This is a genomic window from Listeria farberi, from assembly GCF_014229295.1.
Lineage (GTDB): Bacteria > Bacillota > Bacilli > Lactobacillales > Listeriaceae > Listeria > Listeria farberi.
Window position 1 is genome coordinate 1,023,580 of the sequence record NZ_JAARZL010000001.1, and the last position, 22,064, is coordinate 1,045,643.

Genomic DNA, 22,064 nt, shown 5'->3' on the forward strand with positions numbered 1-22,064 from the left:
ATGGAAAGGCCAGATAATCAGCTTATTGTAATGGTGTTAGAAGTTGTTAAAAATCCTATATATAATATAAAATCATTAACCATCAATTTTCTGCAAAATAATATTGTTGGCGATGCTACGAGAAATGATTTGTTATACTGTACTTACTGGCTTGAATTTCATGGATTTATCATACGTGACGAAAATAATAATCAGCAGAAGTATTATAGTATGACACATCAAGGCAATCTTTTACTTCAAAAAATTAAAAATGAACTTTCTTAGTTTGTTCATACTTTTTTCATATTTATTCGGTATATTAAGAGTAACCTTTTTTCAATGAAATATCTCACCTGGCAGCATCCGTTTCCCAACCTAAACGCGGATGCTGTTATTTTTTATGTCATTAAGTATGCTATACTAATAAAAACGAACAAAGAAGGTTATATTATGTACAAATACACGCTCTGTTTCATCCAAAGAACAGATGAAATTTTATTGTTAAATAGACAAAAGTCTCCGTGGTTGGGAAGTTGGAATGGCGTGGGTGGAAAAATAGAGCCCGGAGAATCACTCATGGAATCTATCAAGCGTGAAATCAAAGAAGAGACAGGAATTAAAGCAACTGACTACGAAATACGTGATATTGGTGAAATGAAATGGTTTGTAGAAGGGGAGAACCTTGGTGGCATGCATTTGTTTGTTGCTAAACTAAAAGATGATTTTGTATATCAAACCCCGGTGGCAACTGCAGAAGGAATTCTCGACTTTAAAAAGATATCATGGATACTTAATCAAGAAAATACAGGTGTAGTGAACAATCTGCCTTATCTTATCAAGCATGTTCCGAATGATTTAACAAGAATAGAAGTTACAACAAAATACCACGAAAATAGGTTACTACATATTAGCCATCAAGTCTTATAAAAAAAGCATTGCGAATCTGCGCAATGCTTCTACTTATTATCAAGATGTTGTAAAATAAGTAGCTTCCCATCTACTAATTAAATTTTGTGCATCATCGGCAGATAATTTTTTATGTCCGATAATTTGTTCTTTAGCAATTTCTAGACTTTCAAAATGATCAATCAATCGCTGCGAGGGATTATTAATATAAACATCGCTAAGCAAAATAGAATGATTTTTTTCATTTTCAATCGCTCTCACTCCTATGATATAACCTGCTGCGGTAATGAGTAATAATTTATTCATAATTCTTCGCTCCCTTTTAGTTGTTCATGCGCGCCACTGGACACTTTTTTTCTGGATAAAAACATGTAAATAAATACGCAGAAAAATGCGATAGCACCAGCGATAATGTAAATCCCTTGGAATGAAAGAACATGATGAATTTCCCCCATAATATAAGGTCCGATACCAAGGCCTAAATCGAGCCCAATAAAGTAAGTAGATAAACCAATGCCAATACGGTGGGGTTCACAAACTTTCAAACAAACAGCCTGTCCATTCGACATAAACGTTCCATAACCTAAACCAATTAATCCACCTGAAATAAGTAAAACTAGACTTGAGGTCGCAGTACTAAGCACAACTAAACCAACAGCTAAAAAGAGATAACTAGGATACATGACATATTTTTCACCTTTTGCATCAAATAGTTTCCCCGACATAGGCCTGGTGAATGTAATAACTAGCGCATAAACAACAAAGAAAAAGGTGCCAGCGCTAACTAAATTAATTTCTCTCGCATACGAAGCAAGGAAGGTAAGTACGCTTGAATAAGAAATCCCCATTAAAAAGGCAATGAAAGTAATCGGAATAACTTTTGTTTCGATAAAACTTTTAACAGTCCAAGTTTGTAATACTTTTTGATGTTCTTTCGTTAAAATAATATTTTTTACTGGCAGATAGAAACAAAGTATTGTAGTTAATAAGACAATTGCAGTGGAAAAAATAATAATTGTATAAAAGCTTGTTTTGCTTAATAAAATCATTCCAATAAATGGACCAATTGCAGCCGCAAGACTTGTGCTAAGGCCATAATAATTAATACCTTCTCCGTTTCTAGAATTAGGAATATAAGCAGTGACAATCGCGTTTGTTGCAGTGGAAGTAGTTCCGTATGCAAATCCATTTAAAAAACGAATAATGAACATAACTGTAATTGTCGGCATATATAAGTAAGCCAATGTCGTTACTAGGAAAAATAAAATACCAAACCTTAATACCTGTTTACGACCAAATAGCTCGAGCTTTTTCCCCATGTAAAGTCTCGCAAGGAGTGTACCGATAATATAAATACCGGAAGCAAAACCCGCTTCTCCGAGTGATGCACCGAGCTCTTCTTGGGCAATGACGGCGATAATCACCATCAGCAAATAATACACAAGATAAACGACAAAGTTAATCAACGTTATTAAAACAAAGCCCTTATTAAATAATTTTTCTTTCATAAATTAAAATCCCTTCCTACGTATAATTTATCTCAGCGACAAAGAGTATTATAGGCGAAATCTCAAGAGGATACTTTTTAATTTGGTAATTATTTCTGATATATACAAATTTGTATAACATATGTTGAAAAAATAGGGAATAGTATTTTGTATGATTAATATGCTTTAACTGGAATGACAAAAAGGAGGTTAAGAACATGAAACAAAATATTCTTAATAATTATGTAAGCACAAATGATTTTCCAGTTATTACAAGGGGAAAACGCAAATATTTAACTTACGAGGGACTTGAAGATTCTTATGTGTACATACTTAAAAAAGGGATTATTAAAACGAGTATTATCTCAAGGGATGGCAGGGAATTTAATTTAAACTACATTAATAAAATGGACATTATTTCCCTTTTAAAAGATGAGTACTCTCAATTTGCTAATGCACCGTTTAATATTCGTGTGGAATCAGATACAGCGGAACTATATCAAGTTGACCGAGTACGTTTTTGGAAGGATGTAAACTGTGACGTCGATTTGCAAATCTATGTTAAAGATTACTATCGCACAAGACTTTTACAATCAATCAAAAAAATGCAGCAAATGCTGATGAACGGTAAACTTGGTGCAATTTGTACACAGTTATACGAGCTCTATACACTTTTCGGGGTGGAAATAGAAAAAGATCAATTTTTGATAGATTTTTTAGTGAGTAATGAAGAAATTGGTCACTTTTGCGGGATAAATTCAGCAAGTAGTGTCAATCGGATTTTTCAACAATTAAAAAAAGAAGGCGTTATTACTATGCAAAACCGTTATATTATCATTAAAAAATTAGATGTTATTCAAGAAAATGTCATTTTTTAAGAGGTAACAGCAGAAAAGCACTGCAATCAATATTTGCAGTGCTTTTCTATCCTCTTTTTTTAAGTGTATATCGAACTCTAAGTGTAATAAGTCCAATGATGATTAGCAAAGAGCCAACCAGCAAATTTTCTAAGTCGTTAAAATCCCAAAAAATAGAAATTCCGATATTAGATAGTCCTAAAAAAACAAAAACCAAGCCAACAACAAGTAAACCAATATATGCCGGTTTAGATATTTTCATAAGGACGCCTCACTTACATTAAAAATAATTTCCACATTATTGTAACATAAGTTTCACAAAACAACATCACTCGCTTGTAATTTGTTTTGTGAATCCTTCCCCGACAACACTTTGCACGTCATTAATAATAAAGAAAGCTTTTTCGTCATATTTATTCACGATTTTTGTTAGTGGGAGAAGTTGATCACGACTAATTACAATATAAAGGATTTTTTTATCTTGACGCATATAGAATCCTTGACCATTGAAAAGGGTAATGCCTCGTTCCAAATTCGCATCAATTTCTGTGGCAATTTCCTCATAGTAGTCAGAAATAATTGTAACAGATTTTTTAGGATTATAACCTTCCAGAATGAAATCAAGTACTTTAGTAGAAATATAAAGCGAAACTACTGTAAATAGCATGTTCTCAAAACCAATAACAAAAACAGAAGGGATAACGACAATTAAATCAAAAAATAAGAGCGCATAACTAGTATTCCAACCTAAATATTTATTCGCTATTTTTGCTAAAATAGCACTTCCAGCAGTAGTTCCGCCGCCGTTCATAATGAGCCCCATACCAATTCCCATCATTAAGCCAGCAAAAATGGCTGCCACGATAGATTGGCTTGCAACAAAAGCAAGTGGTTCAGAAAAATGCAAGAATAGCGAAGTGAAACTAATCGCGACAATCGTCCAAACAATCGTCATGCGATCCAAAAACTTATAACCAATAACAAGTAAGATACCATTAAAAATAAACGTCGTAATCGCTGGAGTCCAACCAAGCAAGTAGTAAAGCATCATCGTTAACCCCGTAACGCCGCCTTCCCCAAGATTATTAGGGATTGCAAAAACATTGACAGCGAGCGAAAAAATAAGTGCTCCAACAATAATTTTTGCGATGTTCCAACCAGTTTTATTATTCATATCCATTTCTCCTTTCCACACAAAAAAAGACCCAAGAACACCGCAAAACCGGCACTCTGGAGTCTTTTTATAAAAAAAGCATTAACTGACATCTCTGTCATTAATTGTCTCACCATAAAAAATTGCTATTCATTTCAACACAATTTACAATATACCATAAAAAATAAGCTACTTCAAGCACTATTAAGTAAAAAATTAACCGAAGATTGCTAAGAATGGCATTAAATTAAGTAAAAATAAACCAACAAGAACACTAATAACAATTTTTATGACAAGCGGTTTTTCACTTTCTGTTTTTTTCATCTTGATTTCCTCCCTAATAGATGTTTACTTTGCCCAGTGAACAAATTCATTTCTTAATGGCATATAAGTGGCAGTTTTTTTCTTATAAATTTGATAAGCAAATAAAAATCCAAGAAATGCTGGAACGATAATTGCGATAATAGTTAAAATAACTTTAGTCATAGAAAATACCTCCTCTTAAATCAAAACACAAGAACAAATCTTACTATTATTAGTGTAACAAATTTCACGTGATTTTGGTAATAAAGCGGACTAGCAAATTTCGGTTACATTTAACTGCAAATATGCTACAATAGCGTTGGGTGAGTTAATTTGAATAAAAAAAATAAGTTTTTTGACATTTATTTAGAACTAGAGCAAGATATTACATCCGGCGTTTATCCAGCAAACACACTACTTCCAAGTGAAAATGTCCTGGCCAAACGTTTTTCGGTGTCCCGTGAAACAATTAGAAAAGCACTTGTTTTACTACTCGAAAATGGCTGTATTCAAAAGCTCCAAGGTAAAGGATCAATCGTTATTGATAGGGAACGGTATTCATTTCCAGTTTCTGGATTAACTAGTTTTAAAGAACTACAAAAATCCGAACATATGAAAGCAAGCACTAAAGTAATTCGAAACGAGCGAGCAACTTTACCAAATCGTATTGCTGATTTTGCTGGCCTTCCTCGTGGATCATCTTGTTTAGCTATTTTGAGAGTTCGTTATTTAGAAGAAGAAGCAACCATTTTAGATTACGATTATTTATTAGACAATACAAAGCCAATTAAAACCGAGATTTTAGAAGACTCTCTTTATCAGTACTTAGAAAATGAAAAAGGTTATGAAATCAGTTACGCTCAAAAAGAAATTACGGTTGAGCCGCTAAACGCAGAAGATAAAAAGTACTTAGCGCTCCACGGTGATACTCATGTAGTCGTCGTAAAAAGTACCGTGTTTTTAAAAGACACAACTCTTTTTCAATATACAGAGTCGCGTCATCGATTGGATAAATTTCGTTTTATTGACTTTGCTAGAAGACGTTAAAAAGCCCGAGAAACATTGAGCCGACCCCTAAAAGTGAGACCTTAAAATCTAACTTTTGGGGGTCACTACAATATTCCCGGGCTTTTTTATTGAATCAAAGTTAATGTTTCATAAGGAGATAACTCTATCTCAGCACTAATGTCATTACGGTCATAATTTGATAGTAATATTTTTCCTTTCAAAAATTCTTTTGGAAGTTGTATTTTTTTCTTTGTAGCTCCAAAGTAATGAATTGCGAGTAGCGATGCGGTTTCATTTGAACGCTTATAGGCGATAATCGAATCTTCCTCGGTCAAATATGGCGTATAATCACCAGTTTGAATGACTGGATATTCTTTGCGTAAAGCAATCAATTTTTGGTAAAAGTAGAAAATGCTTGTTTTATCGGATAGCACTTTTTGAACATTAATTTCATTGGCGTTATCTGCTACTTTTAACCAAGGAGTACCGGCCGTAAATCCAGCATTGTTCGAACTATCCCACTGCATTGGTGTCCGGCTATTGTCACGCGAACGTTCTTTAATAATAGTCATTACTTCTTGCTCGCTCAGACCGTTTTTGCGTAAGATGTCGAAATGATTGAGTGTTTCAATATCGACATAATCATCAATTTTAGGGAATTTTGGATTCATCATGCCAATTTCTTCCCCCATATATACAAAGGGAGTTCCACGCATAAAATGAATTGTCGCACCAAGCAGGGTGGCAGAGTGATAATAATGTTCAGGATGATCAGAAGTAAAACGTCCGAGCGCTCTAGGTTGATCATGGTTATTCCAAAAAAGCGCATCCCAGCCATTCTCTTCAGACATTGCAACTTGCCACGTATGGAAAATCGATTTCAAATTAGCAAAATTCACATCCGCTAAACGCCATTTTTCTCCATCAGGATAATCAACTTTTAAATGATGGAAATGAAATACCATCGATAATTCCTTTTCTTTCGGGTCGCTATAACGGATACAATTATCAATATCAGTAGAAGACATCTCACCAACAGTTACAATCGGCTTATCACCAAAAGTTCGCTCATTTAACTCTTTTAAATAGGCGTGAATTCCTGGTCCATCTGTATAAAAACGACGACCATCACCTTCAAAATCATCTTCCAAAAACTTAGGTTTTGCAATAACGTTTAACACATCTAAACGAAATCCTTCCACACCTTTATCAATCCAAAAGTTCACCACATCAAAAAGTGCCTCACGTACATTTTTGTTAGCCCAGTCAAGATCAGCTTGAGTAACATCATATAAATGCAAATAATACTCAGATGAATTAGGTAACTTTTCCCAAGCACTCCCGCCAAATTTAGACTCCCAGTTTGTTGGTGGAGATCCATCTGCCTTTGCCGGACGGAAATAATAAAAATCACGGTAAAAAGGGTCACCAGCGAGAGCCTTTTTAAACCAAGGGTGTTCTGTTGAAGTATGATTTAAGACTAAATCAATCATAATGCCGATATTTCTTTTCTTGGCTTCAGAAATAAGCGTAGTAACATCATTCATAGTTCCAAATAACGGATCTACAGCCGTATAATCAGAAATATCATATCCGTTATCATTTTGCGGAGAAGGATAAAAAGGGTTAATCCAAATCATCTCAATTCCGAGTTTCTGTAAATAATCAAGTTTAGCGGTGATACCAGGAATATCCCCAGTACCATCGCCAGTTGTATCAAAAAAGGATTTTGGATACACTTGATAAATAGTTTTTTGAGCAAATTTTGTCATAAAGAGAAGCCTCACTTTTTAGTTGGTTGTTTTAGTAGAACCACGATATTCTTTTTTACCAAAAGTTCGGATCGGTGCAGTATCTACTTTGTTTAAAATATTATATTTGCGGAATAATACAGTTAAAATAAATGGTACAACAATTGTAATTAACATACATACAGCAAAGATTGCATAGTATTTAGGATTAATAGACAAAATGCCTGGTAAACCACCGACACCAATAGAGTTTGCCATAACACCACTAGATACAGAAACGACAGCTGCAATGGATGACCCAATCATAGCAGCTACGAAAGGATATAAGTACTTCAAATTAATACCAAACATCGCAGGTTCTGTAACACCAAGATAACAAGAAATTGTTGCAGGAATCGAAACTTGTTCTTCTTTTTCATTACCACGATGTAGGAAAATAATTGCAAGAACAGCTGAGCCTTGAGCAATATTCGATAAAGCAATCATTGGCCAAAGGTTTGTTCCTTTAAATTGACTCATTAACTGTAAATCAATGGCATTAGTCATATGATGCAGTCCTGTGACAACGAGCGGGGCATATAGGAAGCCAAATAGAGCAGCGAATAACCAACTAAGTCCACCTGTTAAACCAGCATAAACGACATTTGAGATTGCGTCACCAATTTTCCATCCAATCGGACCAAGAATGACATGAGCAGCTAAAACAGTAGGTACTAGAGCAAAGAATGGAACAAAAATCATCGAAATTGCATTTGGAATAAATTTACGTAACCAAATTTCGAGATAAGCTAGTAAGAATCCAGCCATAATTGCAGGAATAACTTGTGCCTGATAACCAATCATTTGTACTTGAGTAAACCCAAAGTCCCAAACAGGAATATCTCCAGCTTTTGTTTCAACAACACTATAAGCATTTAGCAGTTGTGGGGAAACAAGTGTCAAGCCAAGGACAATCCCAAGAATTTGTGTAGTTCCCATTTTTTTCGCGATAGACCATGTAATTCCAACTGGTAAGAAGTGGAATACTGCTTCACCAATCAGCCATAAGAAACTATAAACACCAGCCCAAAATGGATACACATCAACAATCGTCTTAGTACCGTCTTCTAAAAACTTAATATCACCGATAACATTACGGAAACCGAGAATAAGACCACCAACAACGATTGCAGGAATTAACGGTGTGAAAATTTCAGCTAATCCAGCAAGCAAACGTTGAAGCAAGCTCATATTTTTCTTAGCATCTGCTTTGGCATCCTCTTTATTTACACCTTCCACACCACTAATTTTTGAAAATTCATTATAAAAAATAGCTACATCATTACCTATAATAACTTGAAATTGTCCAGCTTGGGTAAACGTTCCTTTTACAGCTGGAATGTCTTCGATAGCTTCCACGTCGGCGTTATCAGGGTCTTGTAAAACAAAACGCATTCTTGTTGCACAATGTGTAACAGATGAAATATTTTCTTTTCCGCCTATTAATTCTAAGAGAGCGCTTGCATCCTTTTTATAGTCAACCATAAAATTTCCTCCTTTTTAACTTGTATATACAAGTTGTTCGCCATAACTATACTATAAATCAGTTGAAAGCGCAACCACTTTAATTATGCTAAAATAAAATAAAGGAGAGATTGGCATGAAACATATAAGAGTAGCAGCGATTATCAGGCATCAAAACAAAATTTTACTCCACACAACTAAAAATGAAAATTATTGGACTTTGCCGGGTGGTGCCGTTGAAAATGAGTTAACTAAAGAAGGATTACAGCGAGAAATGAGAGAAGAACTTGGAGAAGAAGTGACTATTCGAGATTTAAAAATTATCGCGGAAAATCGCTTTGTATATCATGGCGAGGAAATTGATAGTATTGAGTTTTATTATATTGTGGAGTTATATCCAAATAGCGCACTGTTAGAACTTTCGACGTTTACAAAAATAGAACAATATGGGCAGAGAGGGGAGACAGGTTACGAGCTGAATTTTAAATGGTGTGAAATAGACAAGATGAGTGAGATAGAAATATTGCCAAAATTCCTCCAAACAGAACTAACTCAACTTTCAAGTGATCGTATAAAACACATTCAATAAACAACATAAAAATACCCCGCGAAATTTAAGTTTCGCGGGGTTTCATTTAATTAGTCAAAGATACTAATGTAATTTCTTTTTTGCTAAGATCTAAAAATGGTAATTTAACACGTGTGTCTAAGCAATATGCGTTGTATAGTAAAGGTTTTAAAGTCGTTGTAGAGCTTTCGACTTGGCGAACAAAATTACCAATTTCTTGATACAGAATTTCAATATTTTTTAGACTACCAATTTTTGAATCAATGCGGTTTTCACTAACATTCACATTGGAGTTCGTTACTTTTTCATTAAATTCATCATTGATAGCATCTTTTGTACGTTCAATTCTTGTAAAACGAGTATCTTCCCAGTCAATCTCAATGATATGGCAGTCATCAAGTTGGAGGAAGTCACCTGTCCAAAGTTTTCCATCGATTTCAACAATCATTCGCGTATCGGGGAAAACCTCTTTGTTACGGTATTTTTTTAGTAAATAATCATACATTTGTAATTGCGCTAAACAGTTATCCATGTGTGTCATCTCCTTATGGGTTTATTATAGCATATTGTGATTATATGAACAATCAAGTTAGGATAAATGAATAGTTGGAACTGTAACTTTTTAACTAGTTATACAAAAGTCCTAATAAAAGGCAGTGAAATAGTGAAAATAAGTGCCAGATGTTATACTAATATTAAGATGAAATGGGAGGGAGACACATGTACAAACAAATAAAATTAAAAGCGACAGATGGGTTAGATTTACATTTACATATATGGGATGAAGTTGAAAATCCAATTGGTGTAGTTCAAATTGTTCACGGCATGGCAGAGCACGGGGCTAGATATGGCTTGTTTGCTGAACGTTTGAATGAAGCGGGATATATTGTAGTAGCAGACGATCATCGTGGGTTTGGAAAATCAGCTATAGATGAAAGTTATTTGGGTCATTTAGACGGTGAAACAGGTTTTCAAAATATGATACAAGATGAAGTAGTTGTTCGAACTTATTTAAAAGAAACTTACCCCGTACGGCCTTATTTTATTTTCGCACACAGTATGGGAAGTTTTGTCATCCGCACTTTTATGGCGCAACATCAAGTTGACGGAGTAATACTTAGCGGAAGCGGGTTACAACCAATTCCGTTACTAAAAATGGGACAAATTATAACGAAACACCGGGTAAAAAAAGATGAAATGAAACGAAGCGGATTTCTAAATAAATTAGCATTTTGGGGATATAATAAGCCGTTTAATGAAAATCATCGCTTCAGTTGGCTTTCACGTGATGTAGCGATTTATGAAGCTTATGAGAAAGACCCGTTTTGTGGGCCAGTAGTCGGAACGAGCGGATTTTTCCATAATCTTTTTGAAGCAGTTAAAATAAGCCAGCAAAAACAAACTATCGAAAGTGTACCGAAAGATTTACCTATTTTATTACTGTCAGGTAGTGATGATCCAGTAGGGCATTTTGGGAAAGATACACCTAAAATCGCTTTAGCTTTAGAAGCAGCTGGAGTGGAAGATGTTACCTATAAAATATACGAAGATGCGCGTCATGAACTTGTCAATGAATTATGTAAAGAAACTGTTTTTAAAGATGTAATTGCTTGGTTGAATACAAAAAACAAGGAGGCCTAACCAATAGGCTTCCTTGTTTTTAATTGCGGATTTGACCGTCTCCGAAAATAATATATTTAGTAGAGGTGAGCTCCGTTAAGCCCATTGGCCCCCTGGCGTGAAGCTTTTGCGTACTAATGCCAATTTCTGCACCAAATCCCATTGCAAAACCATCTGTGAAGCGAGTAGAAGCGTTAATATATACTGCCGCAGCATCGACTTTTTGATGAAAAGCTTGTCCAGTTGCATAATCATTCGAAATAATTGCTTCGGAATGTTTTGTCCCGTATTTATTAATGTGATTAATTGCCTCATCTACTGAATCTACAACTTTAATGGCCAAAATAAAGTCTAAAAATTCATCTTCCCAGTCTGACTCTGTTGCTGCTTTAGACTCTTTTAGAATTTCTCGTGCGCGTTCATCCGCGCGTAATTCAACGTTATACTCCTTTAAAGCAGTTTCCATTTCAGGAAGAAAGGCGTCTGCTACATCCTGGTGAATAAGTAAGGTTTCTGCTGCATTACAAACAGAAGGGCGCGAACATTTTGCGTTCACTAAAATATCGATTGCCATTTGTTTTTCAGCAGCTTTATCGACATAAATATGACAATTTCCTGTGCCGGTTTCAATGACTGGAACAGTAGCATTTTCAAGAACAGTTTGAATTAATTTAGCTCCACCACGCGGGATAAGAACATCTAAAAAGCGATTTAAACGCATCATATCACGAGCTGTTTCACGAGATGTGTCTTCAATTAATTGAACACTAGAACGAGGAAAGCCAGATGCCTCTAGTGAACTCTGAATAACGGACATAAGAGCCTTATTCGAATCAATTGCATCACTACCACCACGTAAAATAACAGCATTACCAGTTTTAAAACAAAGTACAGAAGCATCAACTGTAACGTTTGGTCTTGATTCATAAATGATACCTATAACTCCAAGTGGGACTCTTGTTTTTCCGATAGTGAGTTCGGCTTCATTTTTCCACATATTAGTTACTTCTCCGATTGGATTTTTCAAAGCAACAACTTGTTTAACAGCGTCAGAAATTTCTTTTATTCTTTCTTCTGTTAAACGGAGGCGATCAATCATTGTTTCAGGTGTTCCTTTTTCCCGAGCACGTATAATATCTTTGTTGTTTTCTTCAAGAAGGGAAGCTGTATGAGCAAGCAAATCATTGCTTAGGTTTAGCAAAGCTGCATTTTTTTGCTTAGTTGATGCTTGCGCTAAAAATTGGGCTGCTTCTTTAGCGGCACTTCCTTTTTTAATGAGTTCCGTCATGGGAAAATTCCTCCTTTTTACTCGCAAATAAAGTCCCGATTTGTTCACCTTGCATTATATCAAAAATAATTGTAGGATTTTTGCCATTGGTTAAAATCATTTTTTGGTTAGCATTCATACAATAAGAAGCAGCGGAAAGTTTAGTTAACATGCCGCCAGTTCCGAATTTAGAACCTCTACCGCCAGCAAGTGCTTCGATTTCTGGTGTTATTTGATTAATTTCAGAAAACATAACTGCATTTGGGTCAGTTGAAGGATTACTACCATAAAAACCATCAATATCAGACAGCATGATAAGTAAATCAGCTTGCACGAGTTTAGCTACAATAGCTGAAAGAAGGTCGTTATCGCCGTATTTAGTTACATGTTCTAGTTCCTCAACAGCAACTGTATCATTTTCATTTACGATAGGAATAATACCGCGTTCTAAGAGACTTTCGAGCGTGTTCATAACATTCTCTCTACTAATAGGGAAGTCAGTTACATCACGAGTAAGTAGGACTTGACCAACAACCTGTCCATATTCACCAAAAAACTTACTATATATATGCATTAATTCACTTTGTCCAACAGAAGCGACTGCTTGTTGGTCTGGAATACTCGTGGGTCTCACTGGAAGTTGTAATTTATGACAGCCAACTCCAATAGCGCCAGAAGAAACTAAGATAACTTCTTTTCCTTCATTACGTAAATCGGATAAAACCATCGCTAATTTTTCAATAGTTCTTAGATTAATATGGCCATTTCCATACATTAATGTACTTGTACCAACCTTGATAACTAATCTCTTGCTATTTTTTAAAGATTCGCGCATTTTTATGACCCCTCTGCTAATTAGATAATACTTCTATTTTACATGAAAATAGAGATATGTCTATAATATATTGTTGTTTGACCAAGTAATCACTAAAAAAAGGATTCTAAGAAATTTTCTTAGAATCCTTTTTTATTATTTTGTAGCTTTACTCGCAGCTGAGATGACTGAAACTTGTTTTAATCCTTTACTGATTAGGCGTAAAATAACGAACCACACAATTACGATTAGAACAATTTGTTTAAACGCAATAGTAGGTAATGGGTTGAAAGGACAATCCCAAACGAAATGTAAAGCAATCGGGATAATAAACCATTTCCAGAAAGTGCCCGTGAAAATATGGTTCATTCCTAGTTTTTGATCTCCTTTAGCAATTACAAGAGCAGCACCAGTTATTGCAGCCCATACAACATGACCACCGATAGACTGCCAACCACGACTAAAGATAACATTCATCATTGTTTCACCAGCAATATGAATATCCTTGAATAAAAATGCTGCATCGACACTATAGTTAAATGCATATCCAAGTGATTCAAAAGCAGCAAATCCAGCTCCAACAGCAGCACCAATTAATAAGCCATTTAGAATATACTTCGAATTAAGCGAGCGGATGAATAGGGCAACAATAATCATTTTCCCAGTTTCTTCTATAAAACCAACTAATAAAGCATTAAAATAGTTTAATTTTCCAACCGGAATAATCGAATAAATGACAAGAGTTGCCACAAGTGCTGCGACCCCACCAATGAAAAACATCTTTACTACATCAAAAACGCTGATATTTCGCGGTGCATTTGTTTCGAAAAAGAATAATAAGACCGAAAACGGAACTGCGAAAGAGCCAATAACCATCAGCCCGGGTATAGTATTGCTGTTATCAAACAAATATGTACAAGCAAGAAGTAAAAAGTACGTAATGATCAAAACTAAGAATACTCTAGAAAACACCCAAGGATGAGGCCAAGTATGTGGAATGTCACTTGTTGCCGGCGTCGTATATTTTGTTCCAGCAATAAAGACTTTCTCACCTTCCTCTTTAGAATGCTTTTTGAATACAGCAGAGAATAGATTTTTGATTTTTAGTTCTGAATTCCCATGATTTAAAGCATGTTGATGTAATTCTGTTTGCTTAAAAGCGACCCACTCAGGATGAGGGGATTTTTGGACCAATGTAAAATCATTAATTTCGTTCTTTTTATATAGAGCAATCATTTCTACATTTGTAAAAGGCCCCATTTTCTGCTCGTTCTTTTTGAAGTACCATTCTGACAAATGAAACTCCCCCTTTAACTTTTTATTTTGACTCTGTTAATTATTCCCAAAAAAAGGCAAAGTTAAACGAATAGAAAATTTTAATCGTTAAGTTTTTTCACTTGTTCATAGAGAAAATCAATGGAATCAGCTAGGAAATGAGCTGTTGATTCATTCAAAGGCTCTCCATTTAAATTCAAATCATCTTCATATCTTAAATCTTCACTAATTTTTATCATTCTTTTAGCAATATCTTTCTCCCCTTGAAGTTCACTAGGAGTATAGGTTGGGATACTTTGTTGACCTAACAAATAATCTACACTCACATCATAAAGAGTTGCAATTTGTGTAACCATATCTAAATCAGGTTCACGAATACCATATTCCCAGTTGCCATAAGTAGAGGGTGCCTTCAAACCTAATCTTCTTGCTGTTTCTGCTTTTGACCATCCCTGTTTTTCTCGTAGTAAAGTGAGTCTGTTACTTAAATTTGGCATAATTTCACTCCTTTTTGTTTGATTATACAATATTTTACTCAATTTAGCTATAATTTAACACAAAGTGAATTAATTTTCAATTGACAACCTCTAATTGAGTTGTTATTATTATATTAATAACTCAAACTGTGTAGATAAGGAGAAGATGACATGAAAACAGTAGACAGCAGAAAAATTAACACGGCCAAAATTCGGGAATTACGGTTAGAACGGGGAATTACACAAGCTTTTATCGCAAGGAAAATGGGCTACAAGTACACATCAGGATATAGCAATATCGAAAAGGGAAGTGTACGATTATCTCATAAAAATGCCGTTATTTTAAGTGAGATTTTAATGTGTGATTTAAAGTGTTTTTATGAGTAGCATAGGTTAAAAATAACTAAAAAGCACTCAAAATGAGCGTTTTTAGTTAATGAGCCACACCATGTGGTAATATAAAAAAAGGAGCAAACAACATGAAGAAAAAAACTTTAGTAATGTTTCTTATTTTGACGGTATTAGTTTCGTTCCTCATACCGACTAACGTAAGTGCATATTCAAAACTCGGATATGTATTGACGAAAAGTAGCGCCAAAAATTTTAAAATTTATATTAATGGTTCAGCTAGAGGATTTAAAAATATCATTATTAGTGGCGCAAAATCTTGGAATACTTCCCCGTACCTAAATACGGTGAGTATGGGAAATGATGTGAATCCAAACTTTACCGTTAGTAGTTCAGGAACGAACAAAGGAGACGTCTTAGCAGTATGTAATACAACTTACTACAAATCAAATAAGTTAATTGTGAAAAATGAAATTACACTTTACAAAGGTTTCCGTTCACTTTCAAACAATCACAAAATAGAAACCGTAGCGCATGAATTTGGCCATGGATTTGGCTTAGGGCATGTAAAAACCAGAAATGCAATTATGCTAGATAAAGGCTTTATCAATAAAACTAAGCCGCAAACAGATGATTTAAATGGCATTAAAGCTTTATACAAGTAAAAAGGAGGATGGATGATGAAAAGAAAAATAATAATGGTTATAGGTTTAGTAAGCCTTAGTATATTAACTGCTTGTTCTAATAGCGAAAGTGTTAAAGAAAAACCAACAGAAGAACAAACAACTACACAAAGCGAATCGGAAACTGTAAAAGCTAATAATGGCGTTGTTTCCTACCACGGAAAATACCTAGAACTTGCTGAAGATGTGGATACGCTTGAAAAAGGCGCCCCAATTATTGTGAAGGCTACTAAGAAATCAGAAAAAGCCACAGTAACTAAAGAAACGAAAGAAAATATATTCCCAACCGATTTTTATACAATGAGCAATGTGCAAATAAATTCTATCGAAAAAGATACAACAGGAAAATTGAAAGAGAATATGACTATCAAAGTATTAGAGTATAGTGTAGAAAATGTTTTAGTAGAGGGAAAAGAATATGATTTAACGATTGATGGCTATAAAAACATGGAAAACGGGGAAGAATACACACTTTTCTTAGAAAAAAATCCAGATGGTGATAACTATATTCTTTCAAATGCTGTTATAAGTAAATTCCCAGAGGAAGAGTTACCCAAAGAAGAATTATTTTTAGATGGTGGAGAAACTACGGAAGAAACAGATAATATAGAAGAAATATATCAGGAAATGTATCAAGAAGTTTTAACAGAATATAGTGAGTAAATAAAGTGAATTGGACCTCGAAATAAAAAATCGAGGTCTATATTTCTGTTGGCAAAAAAATTTGATAAAGCAAAGGCTTATTCCAGACAATTTTACGTAATAAAACACCACCAAACTCACTTGACAGAACTAAACTATCCAAGTAGAATGAATCAAATCCAAGTTAACATATTTTGTTGAAAATGGTTAGACTTTCTACAATAAGGGTAAATCCAGTTAGAATAAATAAAGCTTTTTGAATAAAAGGAGATAAAACGATGAGTGAAAGTGGTGCTTTTTTTCCGGTAAGCGTTAAAAAATTTATGGAAAAAGGGATTGCCTCGTTGACTGAAGAAGAAAAAATGAGTACGCTGCATTATTTGGAAAATGCGTATCACCAAGAACCATGCAACGAGGAAATTGTACATAGATTAATTCAATTTTATAATCAGACGAATAAAACTAAAAAAGCGCAAGAAATAGGCCAAAATTTCTTAACAATGAATGGCTACAATAAGGAAATTTTAGGAGAATTATCTGTTACTTTTATGCAAGAAGATAATATGGATACTTATTTTACATTGGTTCGTCATTATATGGAAGAAGAAAAACAGGAAGACACGGAGCAAGTAACGAACAATGTTATTCCATTTCCTAAACAATTTGTTCCTAGAAAAGATATTCGGGATTTTGCTTCGTGGCAAATTGCTGAACAACTCGAATTTTTACAAGAAGCTCGTTTTCTAGAAATTGATGACTTTTTACCAGCTTTTAAAGTGTTTTTAGCGGATGAAAGTTTTTCTCCGTTTGTACAGTCAATGATCTTTGAGCTGATGCAAGAAAAGGAAGTAAATGAAGAAATAGAAGTTCGAAAAATTGAAAAGACTGGCACCTTTAACCCCAGTGAAGTCCCAATGTTAGCCGAAAATACATTTGCGATGGAACTGTTTTCTGGTCTCACAGATAAACTTGAACACAGTAATCCTAGTTTATTAGAACAAATAATAGGGATTATTCAACAACATTTATTTATGCTTTATCCGTTTGAACTTGAGCCAAAAGAAGTAAATGTATGGGTAAATGCATACTTTAAATGGGCTAACTCTATGTACGGCGATGTTAGCATGATTTCAGACGCAGTAAATCAAGAGGCAGTTGAGGAAGCAATTTCAATTATTGAAGAGTTAGAAATAAGGCAGCAAAATTATTTTATATAATGATATTTCTTGTTTTCAAGTCAGGGATATCTGTGTTATTATTAGTGAGTATGGCTGAAACTTGTCATGAGAGCAATTAAATTGAACTAAATAGATGATGGAGGGAATTATACCATGTCAGTAAAATGGGAAAAACAAGAAGGTAATGTTGGAAAACTTACTTTTGAAATTGAACAAGAAAAAGTAAAAGAAGGTTTAGATAGAGCTTTCGTAAAAGTACGTAAAACTCTTAACGTACCAGGATTCCGTAAAGGGAAAGTTCCACGTCAAATTTTCAATCAACGTTTTGGCGAAGAAGCACTTTACCAAGATGCGCTTGATATCTTGCTACCAGAAGTATATTCTGCTGCAATTGACGAAGCTGGAATTGATCCAGTAGACACTCCACAAGTAAACATTGAGTCTATGGAAAAAGGTGAAACTTGGGTTTTAACAGCAGAAGTTACAGTAAAACCTGAAGTGAAACTAGGAGACTATAAAGGTCTTGAAGTTGAAAAACGCGAAACAGAACTAACAACAGAAGAATTAGAAGCTGAATTAAAACAATTACAAGAGCGTCAAGCTGAGTTAGTTGTTAAAGAAGATGCTCCTGCTGAAAATGGCGACACTGTTATCCTTGATTTTGAAGGATTTAAAGACGGCGTAGCTTTTGAAGGTGGACAAGCTGAAAATCATTCTCTAGAACTTGGAAGCGGACAATTCATTCCTGGTTTTGAAGAAAAATTAGTTGGCCTAAAAGCTGGCGACGAAGCGGATATCGAGTTAACTTTCCCTGAAGAATATCATGCGGAAGATTTAGCTGGACAACCAGTAGTATTCAAAGTGAAATTACATGAAATCAAAACAAAAGAAGTTCCAGCTCTTGACGATGAACTTGCAAAAGACATTGACGAAGAAGTAGAAACTTTAGATGAATTAAAAGAAAAAATCTCTAAACGTTTACAAGAAGCAAAAGAAGAGTCAGTTGCTCAAGCTAAACAAGAAGAAGTTATTGCGAAAGCTGTTGAAAATGCAGAAGTGGATATTCCACACGCAATGGTTCACCATGAAGCTGATCATTTAATGAATCATTTTGCACAAGATTTACAAGCACAAGGTCTAACTCCTGAATTGTATTACCAATTCACTGGTCAAACAGAAGAAGCAATGCACGCACAAATGGAAAAAGACGCTGAAAAACGCGTGAAAATGAACCTAGTGCTTGAAGCTATTGCGGAAGCTGAAAACATTGAACCAACTGAAGAAGCTATTGACGAAGAAATTTCTACATTAGCTGAAAAATATGGTATGGAAAAAGACGCTGTTCGTGCTGCACTTGGCGATATGAGCGAACTTAAATCTGACCTTAAAATCCGTAAAGCTATTGATGTATTATTAGATAGCGCAGTGGAAAAATAAACTACGATTGTTTGAATAATTTCATTAAAAATGAGGGGGACATGAGTTATACTCGTGTCCTTCTGAATGTAGAAATATGAATACAGATGATTGGCATTTCTAATAAACAAATGATATTATTAACACACATAGGAGATGTAAAAATCGCCTATAAAGAACATACCTATGCGAAGGGGTGAAATATTTTGTTTAAATTTAACGACGAAAAAGGCCAACTTAAATGCTCCTTTTGCGGAAAGACTCAAGATCAAGTACGTAAATTAGTGGCCGGTCCAGGTGTTTATATTTGTGATGAATGTATCGAGCTTTGTAATGAAATTATTGAAGAAGAGCTAGGTATTTCTGAATTTGTTGATTTTGGTGAGGTGCCAAAACCACAAGAAATCCGTCATATATTAAGTGACTATGTTATTGGTCAAGAACGTGCTAAAAAAGCACTCGCTGTAGCAGTTTATAACCACTATAAACGTATTAATTCCAATGAAACTAAAGAAGATGAAGTAGAACTTTCAAAAAGTAATATTTGTTTAATCGGTCCAACTGGTAGTGGTAAAACACTTCTTGCTCAAACATTAGCGCGAATTCTTAATGTTCCGTTTGCGATTGCAGATGCGACTTCACTAACAGAAGCTGGTTACGTTGGGGAGGATGTAGAAAATATTCTTCTTAAACTAATTCAATCAGCAGACTATGATGTAGAGAAAGCCGAGAAAGGTATTATCTACATTGATGAAATCGATAAAGTTGCTCGCAAATCTGAAAATCCATCCATTACTAGAGATGTTTCCGGTGAAGGTGTGCAACAAGCATTGCTGAAAATTTTGGAAGGGACTGTTGCAAGTGTTCCTCCTCAAGGTGGTAGAAAACACCCTCATCAAGAGTTAATTCAAATTGATACAGGAAACATTCTATTTATCGTTGGTGGGGCATTTGACGGAATCGAACAAATCGTAAAAAATCGAATGGGTGAAAAAGTCATTGGATTTGGAACTGATAATGCGAAACTAAAAGAAGATGAAACTTATCTTTCTCGCGTTGTTCCAGAAGACTTATTAAAATTCGGATTAATTCCAGAATTTATCGGTCGTTTGCCAGTTATTGCAACACTAGAACAACTGGATGAAGCCGCACTAGTTTCCATTTTGACAGAACCGAAGAATGCTTTAGTAAAACAATATAAACGCATGTTAGAGCTTGATGATGTAGAGCTTGAATTCGAACCTACAGCTTTAATTGAAATTGCGAAAGAGGCGATTGAACGTAAAACTGGGGCTCGTGGTCTTCGTTCCATCATTGAACAAATCATGTTAGAAGTCATGTTCGAAATTCCTTCTCGTGATGACATTACAAAGTGTATTATTACTGATAAAGCAGCTCGCGGTGAAGAAGAACCTCAGCTGCAATTAGAGGATGGTTCCATTATCCCTATTAAAACATCAGCATGATTCGAAATGCGCGTCGTAAATGGCGCGTATTTTTTATGTTAATCCAGCTTGTTTTACTGTAACAACCGGCTTGTTTCGTGCTATACTTTATTAATAATAATTGGAGAGGATAAAAAGACATGAAAAGTGAAAATAAATTTTTTTCTGGGGCATTTGGATGGATAAAAATAATTATCATTGCGCTCATACTCGCTTTCGGTATTCGTTATTTTTTAATTTCTCCAGTTACTGTTAATGGGAAATCAATGGACCCAACACTACATGATGGTGAACATCTATTTATTAATAAAATATCTGATCCAAAACGCTTTGATATTATTGTATTTCCTGCCCCTGATGAAGAAAATGCAGAGTATATTAAGCGAGTGATTGGTCTACCAGGAGATAAAGTGGAGTATAAGGAAGACCAACTTTATATTAATGGTAAAAAGTATGAGGAACCATATTTAGATTCTGAGAAAAGTGCTTTAACTAGTGGTTATTTAACAACAGATGATAAAGGCGATCCTAATTTTACGATGGCTGATATTCCATATTCTGATGGCTCTCTTACTGTTCCAGATGGCAAACTTTTTGTGTTAGGGGATAATCGTCAAGTAAGTAAGGACAGTCGCTATATCGGCTTTATTTCCAAAGATACAGTTCTTGGGAAAGTAATTTCGTTTGGAAAGTCTTTGAAGCGATAGTTCAAACTTACGAAGAGTTCTAGGAGGAGACGTAGATGGCAGATTATTTGGAAGAAAAGCCTAAGAAAAAAAGCAGGACACATCAATTATTAAGCTGGGTGCTTGTTATTGTAGCAGCACTTGCAATTGCATTAGTTATTCGTAATTTTGTTATTGCGCCAGTGAAAGTAGAAGGAACATCTATGGTTCCTACCTATCAAGATGGAGACCGAATTTTTATTGAGAAAATAACAAGTCCTGATCGCTTTGATATTATTGTATTTGATGAACCACCAATGATTGGATCAGGTGAACATTTTATCAAACGAGTTATTGGCATACCAGGAGATAAAATTGCTTTTAAAAATGGTGAATTATATTTAAATGGTAAGCGAAAAGTTGAAAGTTATTTGCCAGAAGGAACGCTAACACTATGGAACCCGGACCCAAATCAAAAACCATATATAGCGGATTATACATTATCAGATATGACGGGAGAAAGTATGGTTCCAAAAGGCAAGCTATTTGTTCTCGGGGATAACCGCGGTGGTAGTTCTGATAGCCGAGTTTTTGGATTTATTGATGAAAATACGGTAAATGGTACAGTAATTCAATTTGGGAAATAATAAGAAATCCGTGAAAGTTACTTTTTCGCGGATTTATCTATTAAATGAAAGTTTTTTCGTTTATAATAAGACT

26 protein-coding genes are annotated in these 22,064 nt (G+C 34.8%); 14 read left to right on the forward strand and 12 right to left on the reverse strand.

What is annotated here, in order from left to right:
• Positions 1 to 264, forward strand: coding sequence for a DUF3116 family protein (locus tag HCB38_RS05130; protein WP_185318599.1), 264 nt, complete (start codon positions 1 to 3; stop codon positions 262 to 264).
• Positions 265 to 429: 165 nt separating this feature from the next.
• Positions 430 to 906, forward strand: a complete 477-nt coding sequence (locus HCB38_RS05135; RefSeq protein ID WP_185318600.1) for an NUDIX hydrolase — start codon at positions 430 to 432, stop codon at positions 904 to 906.
• Between the two features lie 39 nt (positions 907 to 945).
• Here HCB38_RS05135 and HCB38_RS05140 read toward each other — a convergent pair whose 3' ends face one another.
• Together HCB38_RS05140 and HCB38_RS05145 are read right to left on the reverse strand one after the other, a co-directional pair.
• Positions 946 to 1,191 (reverse strand): hypothetical protein, encoded by a 246-nt coding sequence (locus HCB38_RS05140; protein WP_185637753.1) that lies wholly within the window; start codon positions 1,189 to 1,191, stop codon positions 946 to 948.
• Positions 1,188 to 2,393, reverse strand: a complete 1,206-nt coding sequence (locus tag HCB38_RS05145; protein ID WP_185637755.1) for an MFS transporter — start codon at positions 2,391 to 2,393, stop codon at positions 1,188 to 1,190. Before HCB38_RS05145 ends, HCB38_RS05140 begins: the two co-directional genes overlap by 4 nt.
• Positions 2,394 to 2,590: 197 nt before the next feature.
• On the opposite strand from HCB38_RS05145, the gene HCB38_RS05150 reads away from it, so the two are divergent.
• The gene (locus HCB38_RS05150) at positions 2,591 to 3,250 is read left to right on the forward strand and encodes a Crp/Fnr family transcriptional regulator (protein WP_185637758.1); all 660 of its coding nucleotides are present in this window, start codon (positions 2,591 to 2,593) and stop codon (positions 3,248 to 3,250) included.
• Positions 3,251 to 3,296: 46 nt separating this feature from the next.
• Here HCB38_RS05150 and HCB38_RS05155 read toward each other — a convergent pair whose 3' ends face one another.
• The 3 genes from HCB38_RS05155 to HCB38_RS05165 form a co-directional block, all read right to left on the reverse strand.
• On the reverse strand, positions 3,297 to 3,491 hold the full coding sequence (locus HCB38_RS05155; RefSeq protein WP_185318604.1) for a hypothetical protein: 195 nt from the start codon (positions 3,489 to 3,491) through the stop codon (positions 3,297 to 3,299).
• Positions 3,492 to 3,557: 66 nt separating this feature from the next.
• Positions 3,558 to 4,403, reverse strand: coding sequence for a YitT family protein (locus HCB38_RS05160; RefSeq protein WP_185318605.1), 846 nt, complete (start codon positions 4,401 to 4,403; stop codon positions 3,558 to 3,560).
• A gap of 327 nt (positions 4,404 to 4,730) precedes the next feature.
• On the reverse strand, positions 4,731 to 4,868 hold the full coding sequence (locus HCB38_RS05165; RefSeq protein WP_185318606.1) for a hypothetical protein: 138 nt from the start codon (positions 4,866 to 4,868) through the stop codon (positions 4,731 to 4,733).
• A 150-nt stretch (positions 4,869 to 5,018) separates the two neighbouring features.
• Here HCB38_RS05165 and treR point away from each other — a divergent pair, with 150 nt between their 5' ends.
• The gene (gene treR / locus HCB38_RS05170) at positions 5,019 to 5,732 is read left to right on the forward strand and encodes a trehalose operon repressor (RefSeq protein WP_185318607.1); all 714 of its coding nucleotides are present in this window, start codon (positions 5,019 to 5,021) and stop codon (positions 5,730 to 5,732) included.
• An 86-nt stretch (positions 5,733 to 5,818) separates the two neighbouring features.
• Here the strand turns inward: treR and treC are convergent, their stop codons facing one another.
• Positions 5,819 to 7,465 carry an alpha,alpha-phosphotrehalase gene (gene treC, locus HCB38_RS05175; protein WP_185637760.1) on the reverse strand — a complete coding sequence of 549 codons (1,647 nt, stop codon included), beginning with the start codon at positions 7,463 to 7,465 and terminating at the stop codon, positions 5,819 to 5,821.
• An 18-nt stretch (positions 7,466 to 7,483) separates the two neighbouring features.
• Positions 7,484 to 8,968, reverse strand: coding sequence for a PTS system trehalose-specific EIIBC component (gene treP / locus HCB38_RS05180; protein WP_185637763.1), 1,485 nt, complete (start codon positions 8,966 to 8,968; stop codon positions 7,484 to 7,486).
• A gap of 115 nt (positions 8,969 to 9,083) precedes the next feature.
• Between treP and HCB38_RS05185 the strand changes: the two genes are divergently transcribed.
• Positions 9,084 to 9,536 carry an NUDIX hydrolase gene (locus HCB38_RS05185; RefSeq protein ID WP_185318610.1) on the forward strand — a complete coding sequence of 151 codons (453 nt, stop codon included), beginning with the start codon at positions 9,084 to 9,086 and terminating at the stop codon, positions 9,534 to 9,536.
• 46 nt (positions 9,537 to 9,582) lie between these two features.
• On the opposite strand, the gene HCB38_RS05190 is transcribed toward HCB38_RS05185, so the two are convergent.
• Complete coding sequence (locus tag HCB38_RS05190; protein ID WP_003723558.1) at positions 9,583 to 10,047, reverse strand: hypothetical protein; 465 nt, start codon at positions 10,045 to 10,047, stop codon at positions 9,583 to 9,585.
• Positions 10,048 to 10,235: 188 nt separating this feature from the next.
• Between HCB38_RS05190 and HCB38_RS05195 the strand changes: the two genes are divergently transcribed.
• Entirely contained in the window at positions 10,236 to 11,156 is a 921-nt protein-coding gene (locus tag HCB38_RS05195) for an alpha/beta fold hydrolase (protein WP_185637764.1), read from the forward strand.
• A gap of 19 nt (positions 11,157 to 11,175) precedes the next feature.
• Here HCB38_RS05195 and HCB38_RS05200 read toward each other — a convergent pair whose 3' ends face one another.
• The 4 genes from HCB38_RS05200 to HCB38_RS05215 all read right to left on the reverse strand — a co-directional run bounded on the left by HCB38_RS05200 (position 11,176) and on the right by HCB38_RS05215 (position 14,988).
• Entirely contained in the window at positions 11,176 to 12,423 is a 1,248-nt protein-coding gene (locus HCB38_RS05200; protein WP_185637766.1) for a glutamate-5-semialdehyde dehydrogenase, read from the reverse strand.
• Positions 12,407 to 13,237, reverse strand: a complete 831-nt coding sequence (gene proB / locus HCB38_RS05205) for a glutamate 5-kinase (RefSeq protein WP_185318613.1) — start codon at positions 13,235 to 13,237, stop codon at positions 12,407 to 12,409. Before proB ends, HCB38_RS05200 begins: the two co-directional genes overlap by 17 nt.
• Positions 13,238 to 13,372: 135 nt before the next feature.
• Positions 13,373 to 14,512, reverse strand: coding sequence for a PrsW family glutamic-type intramembrane protease (locus HCB38_RS05210; RefSeq protein WP_185637769.1), 1,140 nt, complete (start codon positions 14,510 to 14,512; stop codon positions 13,373 to 13,375).
• An 80-nt stretch (positions 14,513 to 14,592) separates the two neighbouring features.
• Positions 14,593 to 14,988 carry a helix-turn-helix domain-containing protein gene (locus HCB38_RS05215; protein ID WP_185318615.1) on the reverse strand — a complete coding sequence of 132 codons (396 nt, stop codon included), beginning with the start codon at positions 14,986 to 14,988 and terminating at the stop codon, positions 14,593 to 14,595.
• A gap of 150 nt (positions 14,989 to 15,138) precedes the next feature.
• Here HCB38_RS05215 and HCB38_RS05220 point away from each other — a divergent pair, with 150 nt between their 5' ends.
• The 8 genes from HCB38_RS05220 (at position 15,139) to sipY (ending at position 21,991) form a co-directional block, all read left to right on the forward strand.
• The gene (locus HCB38_RS05220; protein ID WP_185318616.1) at positions 15,139 to 15,354 is read left to right on the forward strand and encodes a helix-turn-helix domain-containing protein; all 216 of its coding nucleotides are present in this window, start codon (positions 15,139 to 15,141) and stop codon (positions 15,352 to 15,354) included.
• Positions 15,355 to 15,446: 92 nt separating this feature from the next.
• Entirely contained in the window at positions 15,447 to 15,980 is a 534-nt protein-coding gene (locus HCB38_RS05225) for a matrixin family metalloprotease (RefSeq protein ID WP_185318617.1), read from the forward strand.
• A gap of 15 nt (positions 15,981 to 15,995) precedes the next feature.
• Positions 15,996 to 16,661, forward strand: coding sequence for a hypothetical protein (locus HCB38_RS05230; RefSeq protein WP_185607718.1), 666 nt, complete (start codon positions 15,996 to 15,998; stop codon positions 16,659 to 16,661).
• A 257-nt stretch (positions 16,662 to 16,918) separates the two neighbouring features.
• On the forward strand, positions 16,919 to 17,857 hold the full coding sequence (locus HCB38_RS05235; RefSeq protein ID WP_185318619.1) for a hypothetical protein: 939 nt from the start codon (positions 16,919 to 16,921) through the stop codon (positions 17,855 to 17,857).
• 114 nt (positions 17,858 to 17,971) lie between these two features.
• Positions 17,972 to 19,255 carry a trigger factor gene (tig, locus tag HCB38_RS05240; protein WP_003730674.1) on the forward strand — a complete coding sequence of 428 codons (1,284 nt, stop codon included), beginning with the start codon at positions 17,972 to 17,974 and terminating at the stop codon, positions 19,253 to 19,255.
• Positions 19,256 to 19,440: 185 nt separating this feature from the next.
• Complete coding sequence (clpX, locus tag HCB38_RS05245) at positions 19,441 to 20,700, forward strand: ATP-dependent protease ATP-binding subunit ClpX (protein WP_185318621.1); 1,260 nt, start codon at positions 19,441 to 19,443, stop codon at positions 20,698 to 20,700.
• A 119-nt stretch (positions 20,701 to 20,819) separates the two neighbouring features.
• Complete coding sequence (gene sipX / locus HCB38_RS05250; RefSeq protein WP_185318622.1) at positions 20,820 to 21,386, forward strand: type I signal peptidase SipX; 567 nt, start codon at positions 20,820 to 20,822, stop codon at positions 21,384 to 21,386.
• A 35-nt stretch (positions 21,387 to 21,421) separates the two neighbouring features.
• On the forward strand, positions 21,422 to 21,991 hold the full coding sequence (sipY, locus tag HCB38_RS05255) for a type I signal peptidase SipY (protein WP_185637771.1): 570 nt from the start codon (positions 21,422 to 21,424) through the stop codon (positions 21,989 to 21,991).
• Positions 21,992 to 22,064 lie beyond the last annotated feature (73 nt).